General features: G+C 40.9%; 22 protein-coding genes. 9 read left to right on the forward strand and 13 right to left on the reverse strand.

Annotated features, from left to right (window positions below; genetic code table 11):
* Positions 1 to 6 precede the first annotated feature (6 nt).
* From B4U37_RS06835 to B4U37_RS06855, 5 genes are all read right to left on the reverse strand, one after another.
* Complete coding sequence (locus B4U37_RS06835; RefSeq protein WP_088017624.1) at positions 7 to 672, reverse strand: lysophospholipid acyltransferase family protein; 666 nt, start codon at positions 670 to 672, stop codon at positions 7 to 9.
* A complete protein-coding gene (locus B4U37_RS06840; protein WP_088017625.1) occupies positions 641 to 1,432 on the reverse strand; it encodes a carotenoid biosynthesis protein in 792 nt (263 codons plus the stop codon). Before B4U37_RS06840 ends, B4U37_RS06835 begins: the two co-directional genes overlap by 32 nt.
* Positions 1,433 to 1,573: 141 nt before the next feature.
* On the reverse strand, positions 1,574 to 2,953 hold the full coding sequence (locus B4U37_RS06845) for an ammonium transporter (RefSeq protein ID WP_088017626.1): 1,380 nt from the start codon (positions 2,951 to 2,953) through the stop codon (positions 1,574 to 1,576).
* A 24-nt stretch (positions 2,954 to 2,977) separates the two neighbouring features.
* Positions 2,978 to 3,319, reverse strand: a complete 342-nt coding sequence (locus B4U37_RS06850; RefSeq protein WP_010192088.1) for a P-II family nitrogen regulator — start codon at positions 3,317 to 3,319, stop codon at positions 2,978 to 2,980.
* Between the two features lie 593 nt (positions 3,320 to 3,912).
* Positions 3,913 to 5,265 (reverse strand): MATE family efflux transporter, encoded by a 1,353-nt coding sequence (locus tag B4U37_RS06855; RefSeq protein ID WP_088017627.1) that lies wholly within the window; start codon positions 5,263 to 5,265, stop codon positions 3,913 to 3,915.
* 118 nt (positions 5,266 to 5,383) lie between these two features.
* On the opposite strand from B4U37_RS06855, the gene B4U37_RS06860 reads away from it, so the two are divergent.
* A complete protein-coding gene (locus tag B4U37_RS06860) occupies positions 5,384 to 6,256 on the forward strand; it encodes an AraC family transcriptional regulator (RefSeq protein WP_088017628.1) in 873 nt (290 codons plus the stop codon).
* A gap of 62 nt (positions 6,257 to 6,318) precedes the next feature.
* On the opposite strand, the gene B4U37_RS06865 is transcribed toward B4U37_RS06860, so the two are convergent.
* On the reverse strand, positions 6,319 to 8,088 hold the full coding sequence (locus B4U37_RS06865) for an alpha-glycosidase (RefSeq protein ID WP_088017629.1): 1,770 nt from the start codon (positions 8,086 to 8,088) through the stop codon (positions 6,319 to 6,321).
* 437 nt (positions 8,089 to 8,525) lie between these two features.
* On the opposite strand from B4U37_RS06865, the gene B4U37_RS06870 reads away from it, so the two are divergent.
* The 5 genes from B4U37_RS06870 (at position 8,526) to B4U37_RS06890 (ending at position 14,786) form a co-directional block, all read left to right on the forward strand.
* Positions 8,526 to 9,821, forward strand: a complete 1,296-nt coding sequence (locus B4U37_RS06870; RefSeq protein ID WP_088017630.1) for a sugar ABC transporter substrate-binding protein — start codon at positions 8,526 to 8,528, stop codon at positions 9,819 to 9,821.
* 81 nt (positions 9,822 to 9,902) lie between these two features.
* Positions 9,903 to 11,195: a sugar ABC transporter permease gene (locus B4U37_RS06875; protein WP_198317090.1), complete on the forward strand. Its 1,293-nt coding sequence runs from the start codon at positions 9,903 to 9,905 to the stop codon at positions 11,193 to 11,195.
* Positions 11,195 to 12,037 (forward strand): sugar ABC transporter permease, encoded by an 843-nt coding sequence (locus B4U37_RS06880; RefSeq protein WP_088017631.1) that lies wholly within the window; start codon positions 11,195 to 11,197, stop codon positions 12,035 to 12,037. The genes B4U37_RS06875 and B4U37_RS06880 overlap by 1 nt, the downstream gene beginning before the upstream one ends.
* 89 nt (positions 12,038 to 12,126) lie before the next feature.
* Entirely contained in the window at positions 12,127 to 13,677 is a 1,551-nt protein-coding gene (locus B4U37_RS06885; RefSeq protein ID WP_088017632.1) for an alpha-amylase family glycosyl hydrolase, read from the forward strand.
* 83 nt (positions 13,678 to 13,760) lie between these two features.
* A complete protein-coding gene (locus B4U37_RS06890; RefSeq protein ID WP_088017633.1) occupies positions 13,761 to 14,786 on the forward strand; it encodes a LacI family DNA-binding transcriptional regulator in 1,026 nt (341 codons plus the stop codon).
* A gap of 496 nt (positions 14,787 to 15,282) precedes the next feature.
* On the opposite strand, the gene B4U37_RS06900 is transcribed toward B4U37_RS06890, so the two are convergent.
* Positions 15,283 to 16,146, reverse strand: coding sequence for an SDR family oxidoreductase (locus B4U37_RS06900; protein ID WP_088017634.1), 864 nt, complete (start codon positions 16,144 to 16,146; stop codon positions 15,283 to 15,285).
* An 82-nt stretch (positions 16,147 to 16,228) separates the two neighbouring features.
* Between B4U37_RS06900 and B4U37_RS06905 the strand changes: the two genes are divergently transcribed.
* Positions 16,229 to 16,729 carry a GNAT family N-acetyltransferase gene (locus B4U37_RS06905; RefSeq protein ID WP_088017635.1) on the forward strand — a complete coding sequence of 167 codons (501 nt, stop codon included), beginning with the start codon at positions 16,229 to 16,231 and terminating at the stop codon, positions 16,727 to 16,729.
* A 53-nt stretch (positions 16,730 to 16,782) separates the two neighbouring features.
* Here the strand turns inward: B4U37_RS06905 and B4U37_RS06910 are convergent, their stop codons facing one another.
* The gene (locus B4U37_RS06910; protein ID WP_010192059.1) at positions 16,783 to 17,274 is read right to left on the reverse strand and encodes a YajQ family cyclic di-GMP-binding protein; all 492 of its coding nucleotides are present in this window, start codon (positions 17,272 to 17,274) and stop codon (positions 16,783 to 16,785) included.
* A gap of 205 nt (positions 17,275 to 17,479) precedes the next feature.
* On the opposite strand from B4U37_RS06910, the gene B4U37_RS06915 reads away from it, so the two are divergent.
* Entirely contained in the window at positions 17,480 to 18,334 is an 855-nt protein-coding gene (locus tag B4U37_RS06915) for a CvfB family protein (RefSeq protein ID WP_198317107.1), read from the forward strand.
* A gap of 424 nt (positions 18,335 to 18,758) precedes the next feature.
* Here the strand turns inward: B4U37_RS06915 and B4U37_RS06920 are convergent, their stop codons facing one another.
* Entirely contained in the window at positions 18,759 to 18,890 is a 132-nt protein-coding gene (locus tag B4U37_RS06920; protein WP_010192055.1) for a DUF3941 domain-containing protein, read from the reverse strand.
* Between the two features lie 64 nt (positions 18,891 to 18,954).
* Positions 18,955 to 19,818, reverse strand: a complete 864-nt coding sequence (locus tag B4U37_RS06925) for a DegV family protein (protein ID WP_088020198.1) — start codon at positions 19,816 to 19,818, stop codon at positions 18,955 to 18,957.
* Between the two features lie 214 nt (positions 19,819 to 20,032).
* On the opposite strand from B4U37_RS06925, the gene B4U37_RS06930 reads away from it, so the two are divergent.
* Positions 20,033 to 20,878 carry a YitT family protein gene (locus B4U37_RS06930; RefSeq protein WP_010192050.1) on the forward strand — a complete coding sequence of 282 codons (846 nt, stop codon included), beginning with the start codon at positions 20,033 to 20,035 and terminating at the stop codon, positions 20,876 to 20,878.
* A 48-nt stretch (positions 20,879 to 20,926) separates the two neighbouring features.
* On the opposite strand, the gene B4U37_RS06935 is transcribed toward B4U37_RS06930, so the two are convergent.
* The 3 genes from B4U37_RS06935 to B4U37_RS06940 all read right to left on the reverse strand — a co-directional run bounded on the left by B4U37_RS06935 (position 20,927) and on the right by B4U37_RS06940 (position 22,214).
* The gene (locus tag B4U37_RS06935) at positions 20,927 to 21,163 is read right to left on the reverse strand and encodes a DUF3813 domain-containing protein (protein ID WP_088017637.1); all 237 of its coding nucleotides are present in this window, start codon (positions 21,161 to 21,163) and stop codon (positions 20,927 to 20,929) included.
* Positions 21,164 to 21,165: 2 nt separating this feature from the next.
* On the reverse strand, positions 21,166 to 21,318 hold the full coding sequence (locus B4U37_RS22200; RefSeq protein WP_010192046.1) for a hypothetical protein: 153 nt from the start codon (positions 21,316 to 21,318) through the stop codon (positions 21,166 to 21,168).
* Between the two features lie 89 nt (positions 21,319 to 21,407).
* Entirely contained in the window at positions 21,408 to 22,214 is an 807-nt protein-coding gene (locus tag B4U37_RS06940) for a Cof-type HAD-IIB family hydrolase (RefSeq protein WP_010192045.1), read from the reverse strand.
* Between the last annotated feature and the right edge of the window lie 78 nt (positions 22,215 to 22,292).

The raw sequence follows: 22,292 nt of genomic DNA on the forward strand, positions 1-22,292 counted from the left end.
CCAAACTTATAGTAAAGATTGATAATGGCTTGTTGTTTGTTGTATTACATCCTGCTTCACTTTATCTAGCAGAATGGTATAGCGATCTTCTAATGATTGGTTTTTCTCTTTTGAAGAATTGCCTGTCAGTTGAGAAAAATAGACCGGATCTTCTACTTTAATATAAACTTCAGGTTTGCGTTCACCAGTGAAAGTATAGTAAAGACAGACAGGTACAATCGGAATAGCGGTATTCTTAGTGATGTGCACGGCTCCTGGAAGGAAACCAAGCGGACGAATCTCGAGGTGTCGCTCATCTCCTTGTGGGAACAGCCACAAAGTTTTGCCGTCTTTTAATCTTTCTTTTGCATAATTCATAGAACGGACAATGTCCTTAGGGTTGTCTCTGTTCACCGAAAATGCCCCGATTTTTCTAAAGAAGGGGAACTCTCGAATTCCTTTTTCGTGCATCATCACATAGCTCTCCTGTTTGGTGACAACTTGATTCAAATGGAAAACAACCAATGCGTCCCACCATGTGCTGTGATTGACAATATACAGGGCAGGGGACGGGGGAAGGCTTGCGTGCTCACCCTTGGCATAATAGATTCCTTTAAAATGAAATCGAAGGAAGCGTTTATTAAATTGGTGAAAAAAATAATCAAACCGTTTGCTTTTTTTTGCTGGAATCATGTAGGAACTCCTTTGATCTCAGTGTAGCCAAATATAATAATAGGGTTGGAATAATGGTCACCGTCAAAGCCAGATAAAGTTCGGCAGTTATGGCAATCATACAGAACATACCGATCATCAAACCGTACAATACATACATATTCTTCTCCCAGTACTGATTTTCCTTTGGAGAAATATTTTTCGAAAGTAATAAAATGACCATATGAAACAGGAAAGAAAGACCGAACCAACTGTAAAAATTAAACATAGGAATGTCGTAATAAAAGCTTGTTCCTTCCCAAATCCAATACTCTTTTGCAATAAAAGCAACAGGATCGATGATAAGATCGAGCACAACAGTGGCAAGAGCGGCAAGGGTTGCTTTTATGAGGATAGGTGCATTTGGAATCACCCTGTTTGCCAGGACATGGGACGTGGAAATGACCAATACCCATGCAAAGCCTATTGTGATAGGTACATCAAATAACTTTGGTCCGAAATAGGAATTATAATAATAGTCGCCAAAAAGAAAGCCGTATTTTACTCCAAAATGCTCAGCAGCCATTGCTGCAAAAAAGACGAGAAAAGTAAAGAAAAATCCAATAGAACGGTAATTTTTAATGAAATATATGGCTCCGAGGGTTCCGGCGGTAACGAGAAAAACGACATTCGCCCATTCCAGCCAAGGAGGCAAGAGATCAAAAGTCAATAACACAACCCCGCATATGTACCATATGATAAAAAAACGGACAATCAATTTTTCCCACATGTTAATCTTCAACAATATCACCTCTAGGAGGAATTATAGCATTATAGTTTAATGATTGTATAGGTTTTGTATACACGAAAAAGCGATTCAGTGGGCTTAGCCATGAATCGCTTTTTGCTTTCTATTTATCATGATAGGCGAAGAAGGGACGGTTTAAACTTCCTTGGCTTTACGTTTTTGTGTAGATCCGCCTAAATTGTTCAAGCGATGAACTAAACCGGTACCGAATTCTGGTGCAGAGCTATTATCAGAAAAAACGGACTCTCTGAGTTCATATGCAGAAGAACCGTGTTCTGCAAAATCAAGCCCTGAAATCTCTTCTTCCTTCGTAACACGAATGCTAGTAAAGCGTGTAACAATGAAAAGGAATAAGCCAACAGAACCGATTGTCCATGCACTAACAGCAAGTATGCCGATTGCTTGAATGCCTAATTGGGAAACTCCGCCGCCGTAGAATAATCCGCTTGAAGTGGAGAATAAACCAACAGCAAGTGTTCCCCAAATGCCGCATACTCCATGAACCGCGATGGCGCCAACTGGATCATCAATCTTTGCTTTACGATCGATGAAGGTAACTGCTTCTACTAGAAGAACCCCTGCAACCAATCCAATAATGATGGCACCAATTGGAGATACATCTCCAGTTCCTGCTGTAATACCAACTAACCCAGCCAGCGCACCGTTCAGCGTTAAGGAAGCATCAATACGCTGATAACGGAATTGGGTATAAAATGCAGAAGCCAGCACTCCAGCAGATGCAGATAGTAAGGTGGTCGTGATGACATGTGGAATCAACGAAGGATCTGCAGCCAACGTGCTACCGCCATTAAAACCAAACCAACCGAACCAAAGGATGAAAACACCAAGTGCTCCAAGTGGGATGTTGTGCCCAGCTATAACATTTACTTTGCCGTTTGTATATTTTCCAAGACGTGCCCCTAAGAATTTCACCGCAACAATAGCGCCAAGTGCACCAGTTAGATGGACGACTGTAGAGCCTGCAAAATCAGTAAATCCTAGCTCTGATAACCATCCGCCACCCCATACCCAATGACCGACAATTGGATAGATAAGTGCTGTCATTGCTACTGTTAATAGGATGTAACTAGATAGCTTCATGCGTTCTGCAACAGCACCGGAAATAATAGTCGCGCATGTTGCTGCGAACATTGCTTGGAATACGAAGAATCCAATTTGATCCTCATGACCAGTCAGGAAAAATCCGTCGAGTCCGGTGAATCCGCCGATAGAACTGCCGAACATAAGGGCATAGCCAATAGCCAGATAAAGAACAGATGCAATGGAGATGGTGAGGAAGTTTTTCATTAAGATATTCAGTGCATTTTTAGAACGGGTAAATCCTGATTCCACCATCGCAAATCCTGCGTGCATAAAAAATACCAAAAGAGCGGCTACCATAATCCAAACCATATCAAGAGAGACGCTTAAACCTTCGACGGTTGGTGCTTGTGCGTGAGCTGTAGATCCGATCATTAATCCACCTGTAACTAGTAATCCAATTTTTTTCTTCATATTATTCATCCTTTCTTATTGAAATTAAATGATGGCGAGCTTACCGTTTTCTCCTGTGCGGATTCGAATGGCATCTTCTACTGGATAGATAAATATTTTTCCATCCCCGACAGTATTGGTAGAGCATACTTCTTGAATGATTTGGACAATTTCATCTACATATTCAGATTCCACAACCATTTCTACCTTTACCTTAGGAAGAAGTTTAATTTCGAATGTGTTTCCTCTGAAAAGACCTTGTTGTCCCTTTTGTTGTCCACAACCTGCTACTTCTGAGACGGTTAACCCGTTGATTCCGACTTCTTCTAGCTTTTCGCGAAGCGCACGGAAGGTTTCGGGTCTGACGATGGCTTCCACTTTTTTCATCATGATCTCTCCTTTAATTTAATGTTATGTTTTCTAACATCTGTAGTTATGTTTTATATCATATTCTATAATTATGCAGTGTGCAAGAGGAATTATCAAAAAATTCAGTCGAAAGCGCTTACTAGTTTGTAAGGAAATCTTACATAGGAAAAAGGCATAACAAAAAAGCCCTTCAAGTGAAGGACTTTTTAAAGACCAGAAAGCATATAACTCGGTTGATTTCCGTTCCAGGCGCTTCGCTTGCCTGCGGGCGGTCCGTGAGCCTCCTCGGCTGCGCCTCCGGGGTCTCACCTGTCCCTTCCTCCCGCGGGCGTCTGCGCGCCTTCCACTCCAATCAACAATGTGACCTCATTCATTGAAGGGATTTGGAAAAGAAATCTGACTGAGTTAACTGAAAAAGCATGAACATATGGTTTATGTAATTTTCAGCTGTGGATTGGAGCAAATGGCGAAGACTCCTGCGGGGGAGTAACGGTAGCTTGAGACCCCTGAAGCGTTGTGAGGAGGCTTAAGCACCGTCCCGCGGAAAGCGAAGCCATTTGCGGAAAGGAACAGCAGCGCTAACCAATTACTTAATTTTTGATAAAGAAAACTTATGATGCCTTATCGTGGACGAAGGATTTGGTTACCCATATGCGGGATTTCCAGCGATATAGCATGATAATGCCGCGCAACCACTCATCTAAAATCATCGCAATCCACACCCCGACTAAACCAAATCCAAAATGAATGCCAAGCACATAGGAAACAGTAACACTAACACCCCACATAGATAAAATCCCGATATAAACAGGGAACCTGACATCCCCAGCAGCACGCAAAGCATTGATTACGACCAGGTTGAATGAACGCCCCGGTTCCAATATCACGGTAAATAAAATCAGCGTACCTCCGAGTGCGATGATATCAGGGTTATCTGTAAAGAATCCCAAAAGAGTATCAGAGAAAAACGCGATCGGAATAGCGGTCAAAATAGAAATCAAGATGGCGAGGCGTAAACTTTTAATACAGCGTTTATATGCTTCTTCTACTTTTCCAGCACCAATCTGATGACCTATCATTATTTGCGTACCCTGACTGATAGCAACACTGAATAAGAAGATAAACATCATCAAACTTTGAGCATACACCTTAGTTGTCAATGCTTCTGTACCTATCATGACAATGAAATAGGTAATAACAATTTGGGAAGTATTATAGGATAAATGCTCTCCAGCTGATGGAATGCCTATTTTTAATAAATTTTTCAAATGGCTAACAGGCAGGCGGAACATCTTCTTAAATGGCAACGGTTCTTCAATTCTTTTAAATAGAAGAATAGTAATGACGATTAACCCTAAAGCCCGGCTTGTTACGGTGGATATCGCTACACCTTCCACGCCTAGGACAGGGATGCCGAACGGACCAAATATAAATAAATAGTTTCCGATAACATTAATGATATTCATTCCAATGGTTACATACATGGCATCTCTTGTGAACCCATAGCTTCTGATGGTGGCGCCCATCGTAATGACGAGAGCCTGAACAAAAGAGAAAATACCGACTATTTTCAGATAAGAATCTGCCTCTGTTAAGAGTTCAGGAGGGAGGTCCATCAATAATAAAAGCTTGGAACTGAAAAGGAAAACCAACATACTGATGGCGACGCTGAAAATGAGGTTTGCTCCGATAGAGACAACCGTAACTTCTGCCGCAATTTCTCTGTTCTTTGATCCAAGATACTGTGCAACAAGAATAGTCGTACCTGTTGCGATGAAACCAAACATGACAATCAGCATAAACAAGATTTGATTAGCAACACCGACGGCTGCGACGGAGTCATCAGAATATTGACTCAGCATTAATATATCTGCATTCCCCATTAGCATGTGAAGAAGTACTTCAATAAATATTGGCCATGTTAAGGCAAAGAGGGTGAGTTTCTTTGTATTTGTTTCTTTCATTTAATTACTCCTTTTGATGATTCCGACATAAAACCATTCCTAGTTTAAACGCATTTGATTATAATAGAAAGAGATGATTTCGATACTTATTGGATTTTTACGACTTGAGGTGTAAGGAATGTCAATGATAGCTATGTCCATTCCGCCGTTTCCCACTTTTATAAGAGGCGGAGAATATACATTTCATAAAGGAGAACGGCATTTTTCCAGAGTGTTTACCGTTTTTGATCTTTTATATGTTAAAAAAGGTACCTTGTATATGCAAGAGGGCGAGAAGAAGTTTGTGGTGAAAGAAGGTCAATATGTCATATTGGTTCCAGGTGAAAGACACGAGGGCTATGATGATTGCAAAGAACAAACCGACTATTTCTGGTTGCATTTTGTCATCCCAGGAAATGAATTTCAGATAGTAGAGGATAAGGATCTTGATTGGTCCTTTGTATATAAAAAAGAACCAACATTTACAGAAGTAGGTTACTATCAGTTTCATATTCCGCAATGGGGTGAGGTGAAAAGACGGGAAATCGTTGAACAGCAATTGGAAACGCTACTTACTACAAGAGATGGGGATGCACATGTCCCAGATGATTACTTGAAGCAACAAATTCAATTCTCTGAGTTCATCGTGCAGTTGCAAAAAGAGGCATTCTCGATTCCCAGTGCGACCGAGAAGGTGTGCGAGAGTGCCATGAAGTATATTCAAGAGAACTATAAAAAGCTTGTTAATATGAGTGTGTTAAAAGAGGAATTGAATTTTCACCCCGATTATTTGACACGTTGTATGCAAAAAACAATAGGAATAAGTCCCATGCAGTATTTAACCCATTACCGTTTGCATCATGCGAAAAAGCTTTTGGCGGAAACGGAGTACAAGGTATCAGCAATTTCCCGAGAGGTGGGAATCGATGATGTTACCTATTTCTCTAAGTTGTTTAAGAAGGTGGAGGGCACAACACCGATGGAGTATAGAAGATTGGTGCATAGGAAGTGAGTTCGTTAAATAAGAAATGCCCGCTACTTTCCATAGCGGGCATTTCCATTTTACTATATAAATCAATACGCCAAAATCTGAAAGCCGTACGCCGGAAGCTTCACTTGCAATGCAGTGGCGTCAGCAGCAAAAGCAAACTCTTCGCCGTTCCACAGGTCGCGCATTACCGTGCCTTTTACACCATCAGGCAAGGTAACGACCAAGTCTTTGTCGCTATTATTAACAACAAATAAAATTCTTTCCCCAGTGGAATTAGAAACCTTCTCGTACATTACGTGATTGGTTTCATCATTTGCTTCAATAAAATGAATGTCGCCGTGGTTTCCGAATACAGGAAGCTCTTTACGAAGTCCAATAAGCTTTTTCACAAATGCAAACATATTAAGATCTTGTTTTTCTTCTTCCCACACCATGCACTTGCGGCAACCAGGATCTTGATCACCTGTCATGCTGAACTCATCACCATAATAGATGCATGGAGCGCCTACAAAGGATAATTGGAACAAGAATAGTAACTTCAGCTTGTCTTTGTTTTCTTCACAAATAGTCAAGATTCTAGGTGTATCATGACTGCCCAGTAAATTAAATGCAACTTCATTTACGTTTATAGGGTAGGAGTGCATCACTTTGGAAATGGAATTTGCAAATTCAGTTGCCTTGGTTTTGTTTTTAGCAAGAAAATCAAGAGTAGCGGTGGTGAATGGATAGTTCATGACAGCATCAAACTGATCACCTTGCAACCATGGCATAGAATCATGCCAGATTTCACCAAGAATGTAGACATCCTCTTTTTCAGCCTTCACAGCGTTACGGAAGTCTCTCCAGAACTGATGATCGACTTCGTTTGCAACATCCAATCTCCACCCGTCGATGTTAAATTCCCTTACCCAATAACGGCCCACTTCCAATAAATAATCCTTTACTTCTGGATGTTCCGTATTAAGCTTAGGCATGTCTGAAACAAAGGCAAATGCATCATAATTCGGTTTAGGCTTAGTCACAACAGGAAAGTCCCAAATGTGGAACCAATCTTTATACTTGGATTTTTCTCCATTCTTTAAGACATCCTGAAACGGTTCCCAGAAATACCCGCTATGGTTGAACACAGCATCAAGCATTATTTTAATTCCGTTTTCATGACAAACTTCCACAAGTTTCTTGAAAGTCTCTTTCGTTCCGAATTGCGGATCGATCTCCATATAATCGATGGTGTCATATTTATGATTGGATTTCGCTTTAAATATCGGAGTGAAGTAAATGCCTGTGATGCCTAATTCTACTAGATGGTCGATATGTTCTATAACCCCCTCGAAGTCACCTCCGAAAAAGTTAGTAGTAGAAGGGTCTGTGCTTCCCCATGGAAGAGCGCCTTTTGGATCGTTTTCTTTGTTGCCGTTTCCGAAGCGTTCGGGGAATATTTGATACCAAACAGTATCCTTTACCCATGTTGGAGCTTGGAATACATCTATTTTGTTTAGAAAAGGAAAGCAGAAGTAAAGTCCGCAGTCTTTAGGTTCTTCTTCGTAAAAACCTTTTTCATTATAAATAATGGTTTCTTCCTCGGATTTAAGGGCAAAACCGTATCGTAGACGTCTGTACTCTGGGGAAACCTCTGCAAGCCAATAATCATAAAGGTCATCTGAACCTGTTTTGTTCATTGGTTTTTTAAGTGAAATCCATTCGCCATCTTCCCAAATATACGGGTCGCCATAAATTAATTCTACTGCTTCCACATCCTCTTTCTTTGTTTGCAGACGAATGTGTAAAGTTGTTTCATTATAGGCGTATGCAAAATTGTTTTTTGGACGATGGAATATTGCTTCCTTAAGCATATAGCATTCAACCTCTCCCTCATGCAATCGCTTGCATTTTTTGCGAAAAAAAATGGTTGAAATGGTTTCATTGCCATTTTATTCAACATAAGGGTATGTCAAAAAAGAAACAATGTCAATGAAAAGAGAAAGGATCATGGAGAAAAGAAGGTGATGAAAAAAACTTCGTAATGCAAAAGTCCTGAAGTAAGATTGATAAACTCATATATACCAAGGATTTTGGAAGGTAGGTATTATCATGAAGACGTTGAAACTATCAGTAAATTAAAGTTTTTTTAAAAAACAGGTTGTCAATTGGGCGAATACATGTATAATAAAAAGTGAAAGTTGTGCAATCGTTTTCATGAAAAATGTAAGCGTTATATGTTTTCGCTTACATTTATGCAATCGTTTGTGCAATTTAGTAGAAAGATTATTCAAATGACGGAGGGGTCAAAATGAAAAAGTTTTTAGCAATGCTTATGGTTGCTGTCCTTACATTAGGCGTACTTGCAGCTTGTGGTCCACAACGTGACACAGGTAACAACGCAGGCGGAAACGGTGGATCAGCAGAAGGCGAAGGCACTACAACTGAAGGTGCTGATAAGCCTGAAAAGTTAACAGTTTGGGTAAACGATGACGAGAAACAAAGAGCGGCATTAGATGAAATCTTTGCAGCTTATACAGAAGAAACTGGTATTGAAGTAGAAGCTACTGGTATTTCTATGTTGGATCAAGTTGAAGCGCTTGCTCTTGACGGTCCAGCTGGTAACGGCCCAGACGTATTCTTCGGTCCACATGACCGTCTTGGTGATATTGTTCTTCGTGGTCTAGCTGACCCAATCGACTTAGGGGAAGATGCTTCTCTTTACAGTGAAACTGCTATGAATGCAGTAACAGTTGATGGTGAAGCTTATGGAGTACCTCAAGTTATTGAAACTTACGGTATGTTCTACAATAAAGATCTTGTATCTGCAGAAGAAATCGCAACAATGGAAGGCCTTATGAAAGTTGCTGAAGAGCAAACTGACGCTGGTTCAGACAAATACGGATTCTTAATGGAAGCAACTAACTTCTATTTCATCTATCCTTTCTTCGCTGGTAACGGCGGATATGTATTCAACAATGATGGTTCTGGTTTCGATGCTTCTGATATCGGTCTTGCTAACGAAGGCGCTGTACAAGGTGGAGAACTTGTTCAATCTTGGTTCGACAACGGTTACATCCCTAAAGAAATCAATGGCGATATCATGAGTGGTCTTTTCACAGAAGGTAAGGTTGCAACTGTACTTACAGGTCCTTGGAACATCGCTACTTACAGAGATGCTTTAGGTGACAAATTAGGTACAGCTACATTACCGAAGCTTGAGAATGGAGACGTTCCTAAGTCTTTCGTTGGTGTAAAAGCTTGGATGTTAAGTTCTTTCTCTGAAAACAAAGAGTGGTCTATTGACTTAATGAAATTCATCACTAACTATGACAACGCAATGAAGTATTATGAAGTTGCTGGTGAAATGCCTGCATTACAAGAAGCTTTAGATAGTGATGAAATCGCTAATGACGAGCTTATCGGTGCATTCGCTGAGCAAACTCAATATGGTGAGCCAATGCCAAACATTCCACAAATGCAACAAGTTTGGGACCCAATGGGTAGCGCTCTTCAGTTCATCGCTAACGGAGACGATGTTGGTGAAGTATTAGAAGAAGCGGTTAAAACAATCGAAGATAATATTGCGGCTAGTGGAGCTGAATAATTACTAACGATTAAACCTGGTGGGTAGACTAAGCTGCAACGCTAGTCTACCCACTATATTTCTTTAAGAGGAGGATCTGCTATGTCCGGCACAGCAACTGAAAAAATGCGCTCACACAATCCAACCTTAGCGATGGTCCTTTCCATTATTTTTGCTGGGTTAGGTCAACTCTATAACCGCAGATATGCGAAAGGTATTACATTCATTATCATTGAAGCTGCATTTTTGATTACGTTTTTCGAGTTTCTTAACATTGGTTATTGGGGCCTATTCACACTTGGAGAAATTCCTCGAGTAGACCACTCCATCTTTTTATTAATACAAGGACTAATTTCTGTTATTATCACTGTTTTTGCAGTGGCCATATACTACCTGAACGTAGTGGATGCAAGAAACAATGCAATCGACTTGAAGTTGGGAAAAGAAAAGCCGACTGTAAAAGAAGCGCTTAAAAACTTCTATGACAATGGATTTCCATACTTCATGGTTATTCCTGGCTTAATCCTGCTTTTATTCATTGTAGTACTACCTTTAATGTTCATGGTTTCCTTGGCATTTACCGACTACAACTTGTATAACACACCACCAAGAGCATTATTAAGTTGGGTAGGTTTTGAGAACTTTACAAGTCTGGTATCGATTCCACTTTGGAAATCAACTTTTGTAAGTGTATTCGCCTGGACGATTGTTTGGACAGTTTGTGCAACCACTGGCCAGATCGCATTAGGACTATTCTTAGCATTGTTAGTAAATGACCCCCGCATTAAATATAAACGCTTTATCCGTACGATTTTGATTTTACCTTGGGCAGTACCTGCTTTCGTAACGATTTTGATTTTTGCTGCAATGTTTAATGACCGTTTTGGTGCCATTAACCGGGACATCTTAAGTACTATTGGTGTTGCGCTTCCTTGGTTGACCGATCCGTTCTATACAAAAATCGCGATTATCATGATTCAAACATGGTTAGGATTCCCGTTCGTTTTCGCATTGTTCACTGGGGTACTTCAAAGTATTTCCAAGGACTGGTACGAAGCGGCAGATGTAGATGGCGGAACACGATTCCAGAAATTCCGTTTTATCACGATGCCACATCTATTATTTGCAACTGCACCACTATTGATTATGCAATACGCAGGAAACTTCAATAACTTTAACATCATCTATCTATTTAACCAGGGTGGCCCTGCTGTGCGTGGACAAAATGCCGGCGGATCGGACATCTTGATTTCATGGGTATATAAACTGACATTCGACACGAGTAACTACAACATGGCAGCAGCTATATCAATTATACTCGGACTAATTGTAGCCGGATTTGCCTTCTTCCAATTCCGTCGTACTCGTTCGTTTAAAGAGGAGGGTAATATTTAATGAACCTTAAAACGAAATCCAAGATCGAAGTATCATTGATCTACTTATTCCTAGGCTTCATGTTCATCATTATTGCCTACCCACTTTTATGGACAATCGGCTTATCACTGAATCCTGGAACAAGTCTTTATTCCGCTTCCATGATTCCGGAAAACTGGTCACTTGAACATTATGTTTGGTTATTTACAGATCCTCAGAGTGACTACTTGATATGGTATAAAAACAGTATCATTGTGGCTATTGCCAACTCGTTCTTTTCAGTAATGATTACGGCGTTTGTTGCTTACGCATTCTCTCGTTACCGTTTCAAAGGTAGAACGTATGGACTATACGCATTCTTATTATTGCAAATGTTCCCAGCGTTAATGGCAATGGTAGCCATTTATATCTTATTGAACATGGTAGGTTTATTAGATTCCCTTGTAGGTTTAACAATCGTGTATATCGGTGGACAGATTCCATTTAATGCATGGCTTGTAAAAGGGTATTTCGATACGATTCCAAAAGAGTTGGATGAAGCGGCTAGAATGGACGGAGCAGGACATTTTGGAGTATTCTTTAAAATCATGCTTCCACTAGCGAAGCCAATCTTAGCGGTTGTAGCGCTATTTAACTTCATGGCGCCATTTACAGACTTTATCTTGCCACGAATTGTATTGAGAAGCCCAGAGAATTTCACGTTGGCACTTGGACTGTTCAACTTTATCAATGACCAATTTGCTAACAACTTCACTCGTTTTGCGGCAGGTTCCATCCTAATTGCCATTCCAATAGCATTGTTATTCCTGTTCTTACAACGCTATTTGATTGCTGGACTAACTGCAGGTGGAACAAAAGGATAAGAATAGTATATAATCGTTTATGGAAAGCAAGGGTTCAGGTAACCGTAAGCTGAAATACTAAAACGATTTAAGGGAGGGAAGCGGAATTGATGAAAAGAGTGATGGGGCTCATTCTCGTTCCGTTTCTTCTTTTTTCTGCATGGTTCGTTCCATCCGTTCAACCTGTAAACGCTGAAAAAGAAGAACACGCATGGCAAGATGAGATAATTTATTTTATCATGATTGACCGATTTAATAATGGCGACACCTCAAATGACTTTGAGGTAAACCGAGATGATCCAAAATCATATCACGGCGGAGATTTCCGTGGAATTACAGAAAAGCTAGATTACTTAAAGGATATGGGATTCACTGCCCTTTGGCTGACCCCAATCGTTCAAAATGAAGAAAAAGGGTACCATGGCTATTGGACGGAAGACTTCTATAATACAGAAGAACATTTCGGTAGCATTGAAGAATTTAAGGAACTAGTGAAAGAAGCACACAAAAGAGACATGAAAATTATCGTGGACCTTGTTGTCAACCACACTGGTTACCAGCACGCATGGCTAAATGAAACTGACAAACAGAACTGGTTTCACCCTAATGAACCTATCCGTAACTGGGATGACCAAGAACAAGTGGAAAACGGCTGGATTTACGGTCTTCCAGATTTAAATCAAGACAATCCAGAGACCAGAAAATACCTCATTGACATGGCTAAATGGTGGATTGAAGAGACAGACATTGACGGCTACAGATTAGACACTGTAAAACATGTTCCGAAAGATTTCTGGAAAGAGTTTTCAGAAGAAATGAAATCGGTTAAAGAAGACTTTTTCCTAATCGGGGAAGTATGGCATGATGACCCGAACTATGTGGCAGGTTATCAAGAAACAGGGATAGATTCGTTCGTTGATTTTCCGACATACAATGAAATTACGCGTGTATTTTCCGGACCGGATGAATCATTGACTCGCTTGGATTCATTGTTCCAAAGTAAGCAAAAACTCTATGAAAATCCGTATGTCCTTGGAACGTTTTTGGACAATCATGATGTAGAGCGCTTTACAAGAGCAGCCATTAAAAAGAAACAGCATCCTCCAACACGGTTGAAGCTAGCATTGGCCTATATGTACACCACACCAGGTATACCGATCATGTATTATGGGACGGAAATAGCGCTTGATGGGGGAGAAGACCCAGATAACCGAAGAGATATGAACTTTAGAGCGGACAAGGAACTAATCGATTATATTACAAAGCTCGCAGAACTTCGTAAAACCATGCCAAGCCTTACACACGGGTCGTATGAGATGGTGTATGACGATAATGCCATGACCGTTATTAAACGGGAGTACGAAGAAGAAACCACCTTTGTCGCAATCAATAATTCCAGTGAAACGCAAGTTGCTCCTATCGACGCTGAACTTGTAGGTGAAGATCTTGAACTGCGTGGCACTTTGGGAGATGAATTGGTTCGTAATTCTGACGGCAAGTACACAATCGGACTGGATAGAGAAACGGCAGAGATCTATACCGTGAAAGAGGATTCCGGTATTAATGTAGGGTTTGTCAGTGCGATGGCATTGATTTACGGTGGCTTTATTGCATTTATCGCAGCTGCTGTAATGAGAAGAAAGAAAAAGAATAAACAATAAATGTGCCTAGCTCCTCCTTTATGGGGGAAGGTACAGTTCATTTTGTATACGTTTCCAATTAATGAAGGGGGAGGGAAAGGTGCATGGCAGTTACTATAAAAGATGTCGCAAAGATTGCCAATGTGGCACCTTCCACAGTTTCTCGGGTAATCGCGAACAATCCACGCATAAGTGAAAAAACAAAAAAGCGCGTGAGAGAAGCAATGGAAGAGCTTGGATACCATCCAAACTTTATTGCCAGAAGCCTGGCTAATCAATCCACACAAGTAATCGGACTTGTGATGCCGGCATCAGCAGATAAAACGTTTCAAAACCCATTTTTCCCAGAGGTGCTAAGGGGAATTAGCACAGCTGCACACGAAAAACAATATGCCCTTCAAATGTCAACCGGAGTAACCGGCAACGAGATCTTAGAAGGTGTCATGCAGATGGTTCAAGGACGCCGTGTTGATGGCATCATCCTTCTGTATTCGGCTGTCGAAGATAAAATCATCAAGTATTTGCAAAAAGAGTGCTTCCCATTTGTCGTCATTGGTAAACCGTTTGAACAGGTAGAAGAGATTACTCATGTGGATAATGACAATTACCGTGCCGCAAAAGAAGCGACACAGCATCTTATCGGACTTGGACATAAGCGAGTGGCATTTGTCGGAGGAAGCATTCAATTGGTGGTAACCATTGACCGATTGCTGGGCTATGAAAAAGCGATCAGGGACGCAGGAATTCCTTACAAAGATGAATACATCATTCATGAGGAATTTTTGAAAGAAGGGGGACAAGAAGCGATTTCTGAACTTCTTTCTCTTGATGAGCCCCCTACAGCTCTGGTTGTATCTGATGACCTGATGTCACTCGGTATCCTCAATACCTTGCATGACATGGGAATTTCCGTACCGGACCAGATGTCCATTGTAAGCTTTAATAATGTGTTGCTTGCAGAAGTGGCAAGGCCGCCATTGACTTCTGTTGACATCAACATCTTTCAACTAGGCTTTCAGGCTGCCAAGACATTAATCCAAAAGGTAAAAGATCCGTCTGAGCCGACAAAGCGGATCATCATCCCACATACGATGGTGAAGCGCCAGACATGTAAGGATATGACGAAGTGAAGACTATGTTTTAAATAATCTTATAGTGAATGTGTGACGGAAGCCGGCCTCTGAAAGATGGGGTTGGCTTTTTTCTAAAATAAGAAAGTATATAATCCGGTTGATTTCCGTTCCAGGCGCTTCGCTTGCCTGCGGGCGGTCCGTGAGCCTCCTCAGGCTTCGCGGCCTTCCGGGGTCTCACCTGTCCCTTCCTCCCGCGGGCCTCTGCGCGCCTTCCACTTCAATCATCAAGATGACTTCATTCAATACTAACCTATTAAAACTCGCTAGATTTTTGGTGATTTCTTGCGATTTTAGTGGGGTGAAAAAGGGTTCGGTCAATTATCCCAAAACTTCGGTCAACTTTTCAAAATCTTCGGTCAAAAATCCGGAAACTTCGGCCAACTTTTGAAAACCTTCGGACATTTACACAAGATGACCCCCTTCCCGAAGAAGAACACCCAAAAAAGCGCTCTTCTATTATGTAAAGAGCGCCATGTATCATCTATTTTCCCTATTAACCGTTCACAATCTTCCCACCGTTCACATGCAGCATCTGTCCGGTCATGTAAGAGGCGTCATCACTTGCTAAAAACACGTAGCTTGGTGCGACCTCTTCAGGCTGCCCAGGCCGCTTCATAGGCGTATTTGCTCCAAAGCTAGCAACCTTGCCGCTTGAAAACGTTGACGGTATTAATGGCGTCCAGATCGGTCCTGGAGCCACTCCGTTAACGCGTATCCCTTTTCCAACCAATTGAAGAGCCAAAGAACGCGTAAATGCCACGATGGCACCTTTGGTAGCCGAATAATCCACCAGCAATTCATTACCAGCATAAGCTGTCACAGATGCGGTATTGATAATGCAACTCCCGCTTGCCAAATAAGGTAGCGCAGCCTTCGTTAAATAGAAAAAGGAAAAAATGTTCGTCCGGAATGTTTTCTCCAGCTGTGCAGCAGTTATATCTTCAATACTTTCCTGTGGATGTTGTTCCGCTGCATTATTGACAAGGATGTCTATTTTACTAAAGTTGGCCATTGTTTCATCCACGACTTGCTTGCAGAATGTCTCTTCACCAATATCGCCTGAAATAAGGTGGCACTTCCGACCTTCCGCCTCTACCTGTCTTTGTGTTTCCTTTGCATCCTCGTGTTCATTTAAATAGACGATTGCAATGTCTGCCCCTTCTTTTGCATAATAAATAGCGACAGCTCTACCGATCCCGCTGTCTCCGCCAGTAAGGATGGCCACTTTGTCCTTTAACTTTCCACTGCCTTTATATGTTGAGTCCTCAGACTTAGGTTTAGGTGTCATCTCGGACTCTATGCCAGGCTGCTGGTTTTGATGCTGTGGGGGAAGCGTTTGTTTCTGCTGTTTTGTCATAATTAGCACCTCCAATTATCTTTCCTATTATGAGAAAAGCGCCTATAATTTATCCAATGGGAGAAAAAAGGGGAGAGATACGATGATAATAAGAGAAGCAAGAATAGAAGATGCTGAAGCACTTTTAAAGCATGCCAAAAAAGTATACGGAGAAGGTCGCAACCTTTTAACCTCACCGGAAGAATTCAACGTCACCGTAGAACAGGAAGTACAATGGCTGAAAGATAATATGGAAAAAGGACACCTTACCCTTGTGGCAGAACAAGCCTCCAATATTGTTGGTATGCTTAATGCCACAAAAGGCTCTAGAAAAAGAGTAAAGCATATCTGCATGTTTGGCATCAGTATACAAGAAGAGTTCTGTAACAATGGATTAGGAAGCAAGATGATACATAGACTGCTTGATTGGGCAAAAGAGGATAAAGATATAGAAAAAGTGTGCTTGGAAGTGTTTGCCCACAATGAACGTGCCATTCATGTATATGAAAAGCTTGGATTTAAAGTGGAAGGAAGAAAAGAACGGCATGTGAGATTTGAGGACGGAACATATTCGGACGAACTATTGATGGGACAATTTATTTAAAATAAAATACCCCCGTCATGTTTTGGACGGGGGTATATATGTATGGGTGCAGCTTAACGGTAGTTTACAAATTGCAGGTCGATATCCAAGTCAGCTTCACGAAGAGCAGCAATCACCTGTTGAAGATCATCACGGTTCTTTCCTGTTACACGTACCTGGTCATCCTGAATTTGCGTTTTCACTTTTAATCCGGAGTTTTTGATGATGGTGTTAATTTTTTTCGTATTGTCTTTATCAATGCCTTGAACAAGCTTTCCGCGTTGACGAACGGCTCCTTTAGAAGCATCTTCAATTTTACCGTATTGAATATTTTTCGTTGGAACATTTCGCTTAATCATTTTACTAACCATTACATCTTTCAATTGATCCAATTTAAATTCACTGTCGGAAAGAAGGACAATTTCTTCTTTTTCTAACTTAATGTCACTAACAGAACCTTTAAAGTCAAATCGATTCTGAATTTCTTTTAACGCAATATTAATAGCGTTTGTCACTTCAGATAAATCTACTTTTGAAACAATATCAAAAGAACTCTCTTTTGCCATGGAAATCCCTCCATCATAGGTTTAAAAATTTTACCAAATGGTAATTGTAAGAAAAATATCGCTTTCTGTTCCTAATTATAGTAGAATAAAGCGATTTGGACAACTTAATCAAAGTCATGTACACTTTACATAACAAACTCCCGTATTCATAAGGTAAGTGAATGTGGATGATAATATTCGGCAAAAAGGAAGGTATAACGAAATGATGCAAACAGGTACGGTATTAGAATTAACGGTTGATCGCGAGACGCCGCTTGGATATATGCTAACAGATGGAGAAGAGACTATCCTTCTTCATAAAAATGAAGCAACAAGAGATTTAGGGGAAGATGAAACGGTGGAAGTATTCTTATACGCTGACCAAAAGAGCCGTATCACAGCTACCATGACCATCCCCAAAGGTCTAAATGGGCATGAATGGATGGAAGTAGTGGAAGTGCTGCCAGGACTTGGCACTTTTATTAACATCGGTATTGCCAAGGATGCACTTATTCCTGCAGACGACCTTCCAGTGTTTGAAGAGATTTGGCCTCAAGTTGGCGACCATTTGCTGTGCCGTATAAAAACGGACCGCCGTGGAAAATTGATTGGAAAACTTGCTACACAAGATGTAATGTTAGACAGATCCATTAATGCACCATCCAATATTCTTAATCAAAATATTCAAGGGACTATCTACCGCCTTTTAAAAGTAGGAAGCTACATGATTTCAAATGAAGGCTATGTAGGCTTCATTCATAACTCAGAACGTAAGGATGAGCCAAGATTGGGCCAGGTAGTGGAAGGAAGAGTCATTGATGTAAAGGATGACGGAACCATTAATGTCTCTCTATTGCCACGCAAACAAGAAGCAATGGATGAAGATGCCCAAGTTATCATGGACTATCTTGAGCTAAGAGGGGGAGCGATGCCTTATAGTGATAAAAGTGCCCCTGAGGATATCAAGGAGCAGTTCAATATCAGCAAAGCCGCATTTAAGCGTGCAATGGGCAAACTCTTGAAACAAGGATTGATTCGTCAGTCCGAGGGTTGGACGTATAAAAAGGAAGAAGAAAAATAAAAATGTGTTCGGCTACGCCGGTTTTGCAGCTCATTAGGTGACTAGTGGGCTGTTTTTGTTTTCTCAAGGCCTGAAGCTGTAGGTGGAGTGGGAAAACTGTAAGAGAGGGGGCGTGTCAAAGCCCGAAAGGAGAGTTGAAGTAGGAAAACGGTAAGAGAGGGGGCGTGTCAAAGCCCGAAAGGAGAGTTGAAGTAGGAAAACTGTAAGAGAGGGGGCGTGTCAAAGCCCGAAAGGAGAGTTGAAGTAGGAAAACGGTAAGAGAGAGGGCGTCTCAAAGCTCGAAACGAGAGTTGAAGTAGGAAAATGGTCACTTAGACTTGATCTATACGCCCGAACTAACGACTAACGCAATCGAAATGTCTAATAGAACATTCCCTACACAAAAAAGTCGCCCCCAATAAAAGAAGCGACTCTCCAATATATCCTACAAATGATCCGTCGTCTTAGAATACTGACGTTCACCTTTTTGTGCATTCTTCTCACGCTGCATATTCTTTTCATGGCGTTTCGCGTTGTTGTCTTTTGCTTTTTTGTCGTTATCGCTTGTGTGTGGCATAGAAAAACCTACCCCTTTCTGAAAAAGATAGGAATAGGTTGTCCTGCTTGCATGAAGTTATGTGTTACGCTTTTTTCCCGTTGAGGAAGAATAAGGCGATGGTTCCTGGACCAGAATGAGCACCTACTGCTGAACCGATAGATGTAATCGTGAAGTCATCACAATCACATGACTCTTTTATCATTTCTTTTAACGCTTCTGCAGTAGCAAGGTCGTCTCCATGGCTGATTCCGATTCGTTGTTCCGAAGTGTCAAAACCATTGCGCTCCCGCATCACTTCCACCATCCGGCGCAACACTTTCTTGCGACCACGAATTTTCTCAAGTGGGACCAATTTGCCATCTTCCATATGAAGTAAAGGCTTGATATTCAAAAGCCCTCCGACAAATGCGGATGCTTTACTTACGCGCCCGCCACGAGCTAAATAATCCAAATTATCCACTGTGAAAACATGTTCCATATGACTAATATCATGATTCACGGAAGACAACAATTCTTCTTTGGATGCTCCTCCACTCGCCATTTCAACTGCACGCTTCACGACTAGTCCATATCCAAGTGAGGCGCATTTTGAATCGATGATTGTCAGGTCAAGATCAGGATATTCCTCCAATACTTCTTTTTGCATAAGTACTGCGGTTTGATATGTACCAGATAATTCTGAAGAGAATGCTACATAAATAGCGGTTTCACCTTTTTTAGCTACCTCAGTAAATAAATCTTTCATAAAAACAGGGGAAGCTTGTGAGGTTTTAACTACTTCACCACTGCGCATGGCATCATAAACCTGTGAAGAATCAATAGTGACCATGTCCTCATATTCTGTTTCACCAAACAGTACTTTTAAAGGAATAAGGTCTACCATATCACGTGCAAAAAAATCTTTTGGTAAGTCGCTGGCACTATCTGCGATAATTCTTATTGTCATAAGGTCACCTTCTTTACTATACTTACAAGCATGGGTTAAGCTATATGAAAAAATTAACGTTCCTTCCATTAGAGGAATATTGCTCCTTTTTTCAAGTTTACCTATTAATGAACCACTCTTCAAGAAAAGAAAATCCAGATTTTCGTTTCAGGAGGGTAAAAAGAGGAAAAATACATAAAATAAGGCAGCAGGCTGTTAGGAGGTTTTTGGCCATATGGATGTGCAACAACATGTAAAAAAGGTGCTAATTGTACTAGTGGGAGCATTTTTAAACGCGATTGCGATGAATTTCTTCCTCATACCGGCGGATGTTTATGCTAGTGGGTTTACAGGTGTATCCCAGCTGATCTTCCGTATTTCTGAAGATTTTCTTCCTTTTACGGTATCTACAGGTATAACGTTATTGCTTCTTAATATACCGGTTACCATATTGGCGTGGAAGAAGGTAGGACGCTCTTTTACTATTTATAGTTTTTTAAGTGTTTTCTTAATGTCGTTTTTTCTAGAAGTGGTTCCGATTTACAGCTTTAACGACGACATTCTACTTAATGCTGTTTTTGGTGGTGTCATTGCTGCGGTGGGTGTCGGGTTGACACTTAAGTGGGGGGCATCCACTGGTGGGTTGGATATCATCGCGATGATTTTATCCCGGATGAAGGACAAGCCTGTTGGGACGTATTTCTTTGCGCTAAATGCGGTAATTATCGTCACAGCGGGTCTTGTGTTTGGTTGGGAAAAAGCTTTATACACACTTGTGACCCTTTATGCTTCTACTCGTGTTATTGATGCGATCCATACTAGACATGAGAAATTGACTGCGATGATTGTGACGAAGAAAGGTCAGGCGGTAAAAGAAGCGATACATGCAAAAATGGTTCGCGGTATTACGTCGGTTCCGGCACGCGGGGCTTTTACTGGGGAAGATAAGGAAATGTTGATGATTGTTATAACTCGTTATGAGATGTATGATTTGGAGCGGATTTTAAAGGAAGCAGATCCGAATGCTTTTACTAATATCGTACAGACTACTGGTATCTTCGGGTTCTTTAGAAAAGATTAAAAAAACAGCGCACAAGCTCTAGATATGGCTTGTGCGCTGTTTTGTTTGTTACTTGTCTTGTTGACTGTTGAAAAGTTCTTCCTGCAATTCGCGAAGCTGTGCTTTTTCAGCGTCGTTTGAATTTGCATAAGCGGAGGATAATGCGTTTTTGGCAACACTCATCGAATTCGAATCGATTTCAGATGAATAATCATGTTTATGGTTATGTTCAGGTGCAGACTCATGTTTGCCTTTTACCACATTCATCACTGCTTCCCGAGCGGATTGGAATAATTGGTTTCCCATAATTATATTCCTCCAAGAGAGTTGCGTTCGGCTTGATGAGCTTTGCGCTCTTCTGCTTGTTCCATCGTCAGGTGATAAGGGATTTGTTGGTCATGAAGCTGTACAGAATTTTTACCCTGCTGAACAAAACGTTTTGATTTGCTGCTTCTACCCATTATGAAAGCCCCCCTTTTCATATCGGACAATCACTTGCCCACTATGTAGTCTAAGTAAAAATAGTGCTTTCTATTAGGCCAAATATTGGTCAGAGTTGCAGTTTTTTTTCTAAAAATACAGCAATCCCATCTTCTTCGTTACTTAATGTAATTTCGTTGGCTTTTTCTTTCAGTCCGTCAATGGCATTGCCCATTGCAACACCAGTTCCTGCATACTCAATCATTTCGTAATCATTGTCTTCGTCGCCAAATGCAATGATGTTTTCTTGTGGAATATTGTAATGTGCGGCCACTCTTTGTAATCCCACCGCTTTGTTCATGCCGGTTCGTACAAGCTCAATAACATGCCATGGTGCTGCCCATCGCCTGTGGTCAATCACTTCTGCGTGTACTTCCGATAAGTATTCCCTTATTTTAGGTACTTCGTCTTCACTTGCATGAATGAGGATACATGTAGGGTCCTTCTTCAAGACCTTTCTCAAGTCACCTGTCTCAATCTTTGGATTGCCAAACCCGAAGATATCCAACAATTTTTCATCATGGAAGTGAAAATAAACATCATCCATTACTTCTGCCAAAATATTATGTATGTTATATTTTTCGCTTACTTCCACTATTTCTTTTACCGTATCAATGGAAAGTGGCTCATGATAAATGCCCCATTCATCGTTGCCAGGGTAATGAACAAATGCACCGTTAAAGTTGACGATAGGTGAAGTAAGATTCATTTCTTCATAATACATGATGCTTGCTCTGTATGGTCTTCCGGTTGCAATGACGACTTCATGCCCCTGCTCCATCGCTTTTTGAAGGGCGATTTTATTTCGTTTGGAAATTTTTTTGTCGTCTGTCAATAATGTTCCGTCCAGGTCAACTGCAATTAAATGTTTTTCCACCATATCATACTCCTTTTTTGTACATAAAAAATATTTCTGATTCAAGTGTAACCTTTTTCAAATTTGATTGTCTACATG

Origin of the sequence: Sutcliffiella horikoshii (genome assembly GCF_002157855.1) — a bacterium.
Taxonomy (GTDB): Bacteria; Bacillota; Bacilli; order Bacillales; family Bacillaceae_I; genus Sutcliffiella_A; species Sutcliffiella_A horikoshii_C.